The sequence below is a fragment of the uncultured Mycobacterium sp. genome, from assembly GCF_964249325.1.
In the GTDB taxonomy this organism is placed as follows: domain Bacteria; phylum Actinomycetota; class Actinomycetes; order Mycobacteriales; family Mycobacteriaceae; genus Mycobacterium.
Map to the genome: position 1 here is coordinate 1 of NZ_CAXUCH010000352.1, position 3255 is coordinate 3255.

Annotated in this window: 4 protein-coding genes; 2 read left to right on the plus strand and 2 right to left on the minus strand. The window is 65.7% G+C overall.

Annotated features, from left to right (window positions below; all coding sequences use genetic code 11):
• On the minus strand, nt 1-843 hold an 843-nt coding region (locus ACFE99_RS24245; protein WP_375489310.1), incomplete at its 3' end, for an alpha/beta hydrolase.
• A gap of 179 nt (nt 844-1022) precedes the next feature.
• Here ACFE99_RS24245 and ACFE99_RS24250 point away from each other — a divergent pair.
• Both ACFE99_RS24250 and ACFE99_RS24255 read left to right on the plus strand, forming a co-directional pair.
• Entirely contained in the window at nt 1023-1892 is an 870-nt protein-coding gene (locus ACFE99_RS24250) for an oxygenase MpaB family protein (protein WP_375489312.1), read from the plus strand.
• A complete protein-coding gene (locus ACFE99_RS24255; protein ID WP_375489314.1) occupies nt 1870-2472 on the plus strand; it encodes a TetR/AcrR family transcriptional regulator in 603 nt (200 codons plus the stop codon). The genes ACFE99_RS24250 and ACFE99_RS24255 overlap by 23 nt, the downstream gene beginning before the upstream one ends.
• A 14-nt stretch (nt 2473-2486) precedes the next feature.
• On the opposite strand, the gene ACFE99_RS24260 is transcribed toward ACFE99_RS24255, so the two are convergent.
• A complete protein-coding gene (locus ACFE99_RS24260; protein WP_375489316.1) occupies nt 2487-3137 on the minus strand; it encodes a class I SAM-dependent methyltransferase in 651 nt (216 codons plus the stop codon).
• Nucleotides 3138-3255: the final 118 nt, after the last annotated feature.

Genomic DNA, 3255 nt, shown 5'->3' on the forward strand with positions numbered 1-3255 from the left:
GGTCAGCTCCCCGGGGAGTTGCTGGCGCCGAGACGATACGTCATGCGGGCCCGAAGAGGAGCTACCGGAGGGGGGTGTCCGCAGCTGGGCGACGAATTGCCGGGTGGCCGGGCAGAACCGGTCGCTGGTGCCGCAGTCGACCCGAATCGGGATCGAGGCCAGCGCCGGAAGGCCGAACACATTGTTGCGCACCCAGTCGTCGTAGCTGTCGAAAGCCCCGGGGGTGCTGAGGGTGTAGGACGTCCACAATGCGGGGCTGACGGCGCAGATCCCGGCGGTGCGCGCCGGTCCCAGCCGGGCGCCCAACAGCAGCGCGCCATAGCCGCCCATCGACCACCCGAGAAACCCCACCCGCGAGGTGTCCAATCCTTTGCTTGCCAGCATCGGCAACAGTTCACCGAGCACCATCGCTCCGGAGTCGTGCCCGTCGGCCCGCCGATGCCAGTAGGTATTGCCTCCGTCGACACCGACCACGGCGAACCCGGGCCGGCCCGACTTGACCAGCTGGGCCAGCGCGTCTTCGACGCCGAGGTCGATCACCGTGTTGGCGTTGCCGTCCTTGCCGTGCAACGCGATCACCGGCCGCAGCGGCCCCGAGTGGCCAGGCGGCAGCGCCATCACCCAGTTAGTCGTCATGCCCCCGCGCGCCGCCGAGACAAACGAGCCCGAGAGCCGCGTCGGCGATGCGGTTCCCGCCACCGGCTCGAACGGCGAGGGAGAAGTCGCGGCTTCACCAGGATCCAGCAACGCGCTCAACGCCCATGTGGCCGTAGCGCCTGCGACTGCGCCGATGCCCAGACGCAGTGCGGCGCGGCGGCTCAACTGGGGCATGAGCGTGATCATGCCGGGGCGAATAGCGTTGCGCGCAAAGGCACGCCGGATCAGTTATGACACCGTGATCGTTGGCGAGCAACGCGGCACGGTTCACCCGTCACGCGGTGTATTGGCTGCAAACTTGCAAGACGGGCCTAGGCGCCCTAGCCGGGGTTGGTACAAAGTGCAAAATATGTAACACTGTTCCAATGACTGAGCTTTCGCAGACGCGGATCCAGGCCACCGGCCATGACGTTGACGCCTTGCCGCTAGGGCCAGAGTCGGTGGTGTGGCGCTACTTCGGCGACAACCGCATGTTCCTGATCGGACCGCGACCGGCGGTGCTGCAGAACATGCTCGCCGAACTCGGTCAAGGCGTGCTGGATCATTCGGTGTTCTTCGCCGACACCGCCGCGCGGGTCAAACGCTCGCTGCCGCCGATCTTCATGACCGTCTACGGCTCCGACGACGAGCACCCGGGCCAGCAGGTGCGGGATTTCCACCATGAGATCAAAGGCGCGATGCCGGAGGGCAAGCGCTACCACGCACTGGATCCGGAGACCTATTTCTGGGCGCACGCCACGTTCGTCGAGCAGGTCCTTTGTTTCGCCAACACCTTCGTCAAGCCGCTATCCCGTGCCGAAAAGGAACAGATCTACCTCGAGTCGAAGACCTGGTATCGCCGCTATGGTGTGAGCGAGCGCTCGGTGCCTGCCGACTACGCCGAGTTCGAGCGCTACTGGAACCACATGCTCGAACACGTGCTGGTCGCCCATCCGACAGCCAAATACGGCGTCGGATATGTCACCAAGGGGTTCCCGTGCCCCAAGGCGGTGCCGTCATGGCTGTGGCGGATGCTAGCGATCGTGTTCAACCCGGTCGCCGCGTTCCTGACCACCGGCGGCCTGCCGCCGCGGGCCCGCGAGCTGCTGGGCTTGCCGTGGAGCGAGCGGCAGGAACGCCGTTATCAACGCTTTGCCGCGATATGCCGGTCGCGGCCGGTCAACGTGCTGTGGGATCATCTGCCGATGAGACTGCGCTACAACAGGTTTGCCCGTGCCGGGTACGCCCGCGGCTGATGCCGCAACCCAAGCCATCCTCGACGCAGCCGTCGTCGAGTTCGAGCGCCACGGCTTTGGTCGGGTCGCACTGGACAACGTGGCACGGCGGGCCCGGGTAAGCCGCACCACGATCTACCGCCGGTTCGCCAACCGCGACCAGCTCGTCGCGGCCGTCATCGACCGGGAGAACGCCGCACTCTTCGCCGACATCGCCGAAGAGCTGAGAAACCGCCCACCACAATCGAATTACTATGTTGAGGCGTTCACGCTTTCGATCATGCGATTTCGCCAGCATCGAGTGCTCACCCGGGTAATCGCTGACGAACCGGGGCTGATGCTCGAGCTTGCCCGCCAGCACTACGGCGCCGCGGTGGAGCGGATGGCCGCCGCGCTGCAGGTGATCTTCCCGGACGGATTCGCCGAGCGGATCGGCGCTCAAGTTGTCGACGAGCTGGCCGACACGATTTTGCGCTACGCGGCGATGGTGTTGTTGCTGCCGAGTCGCCAACGGCTCGAGACCGCCGACGACATTCGCGCATTCGCCACCCAGCACTTCCTGCCCAGCCTGCCCGCGGCGCTGCGCGCGGTACCCGTGTAAACGCCTGGTTCCGGTTAGCGCGGCGCCGGCCCGGGCCGCGCTCGGCCCAGGATATGTGCGTGGCGGGGGTAAAACCGCAGTGGCGCATAGTAAAACCGGTCCAGCTCGTCGATGTCGAAACCGGCGGCGCGAATCGCCGCGGCGGTGTCGCGGTTGGGGTGACAACCGCCGCCCAAGCGCGACTGCAGCGGTGTTATCACATCCTCGAGTCGCCCGAACCACGGCTTCTCGGAGCGGACGTGCTCGAAAAAGCGAAGCTCCCCAGTCGGTTTCAGCACGCGTCGGATCTCGTTCAGCGCTGCTCGGGTATCGGAGATCGAGCACAACACCAGCGATGCAACCGCCGCGTCGAACCCGTCGTCCTCCACCGGCAACGCAGTCGCATGTCCGGCGATCACGCTCACCCGCACCGGCGCTTCCTGAGCAGCCCTCTCGGCCAAACCACGCAGGTAATCTTCCGGTTCGACAGCCACCACCTCGGTGACCGTGTCGGGGTAGTGGCTGAAGTTCATACCGTTGCCCGCGCCGATCTCGATCACCCGTCCGGTCAACCCCGCCAGCATCCGGTCGCGATGCCTGGCCGTTCCCCGCCGCTCCGACTCGGCGCTCATCCGCTCATACATCCGCGCAAACCGCCGATGTTGAAACTGCGACAGATCGGTCATACCGCCTCCTGCATGCGCGCGCGCCTGGATCTTCAGTCTCAGTAGCGTCAAGTGAATGCCGTCTGCCTGTTGCCTCATGTCAAGATGCGCGCGAAGGCGGATTCGTTGCCTCACGTAA

Bases quoted from the DNA above. Each gene is read 5' to 3' on its own strand.
- ACFE99_RS24260 (WP_375489316.1), bottom strand. From the start codon at position 3,137: ATGACCGATCTGTCGCAGTTTCAACATCGGCGGTTTGCGCGGATGTAT.
- ACFE99_RS24250 (WP_375489312.1), top strand. From the start codon at position 1,023: ATGACTGAGCTTTCGCAGACGCGGATCCAGGCCACCGGCCATGACGTT.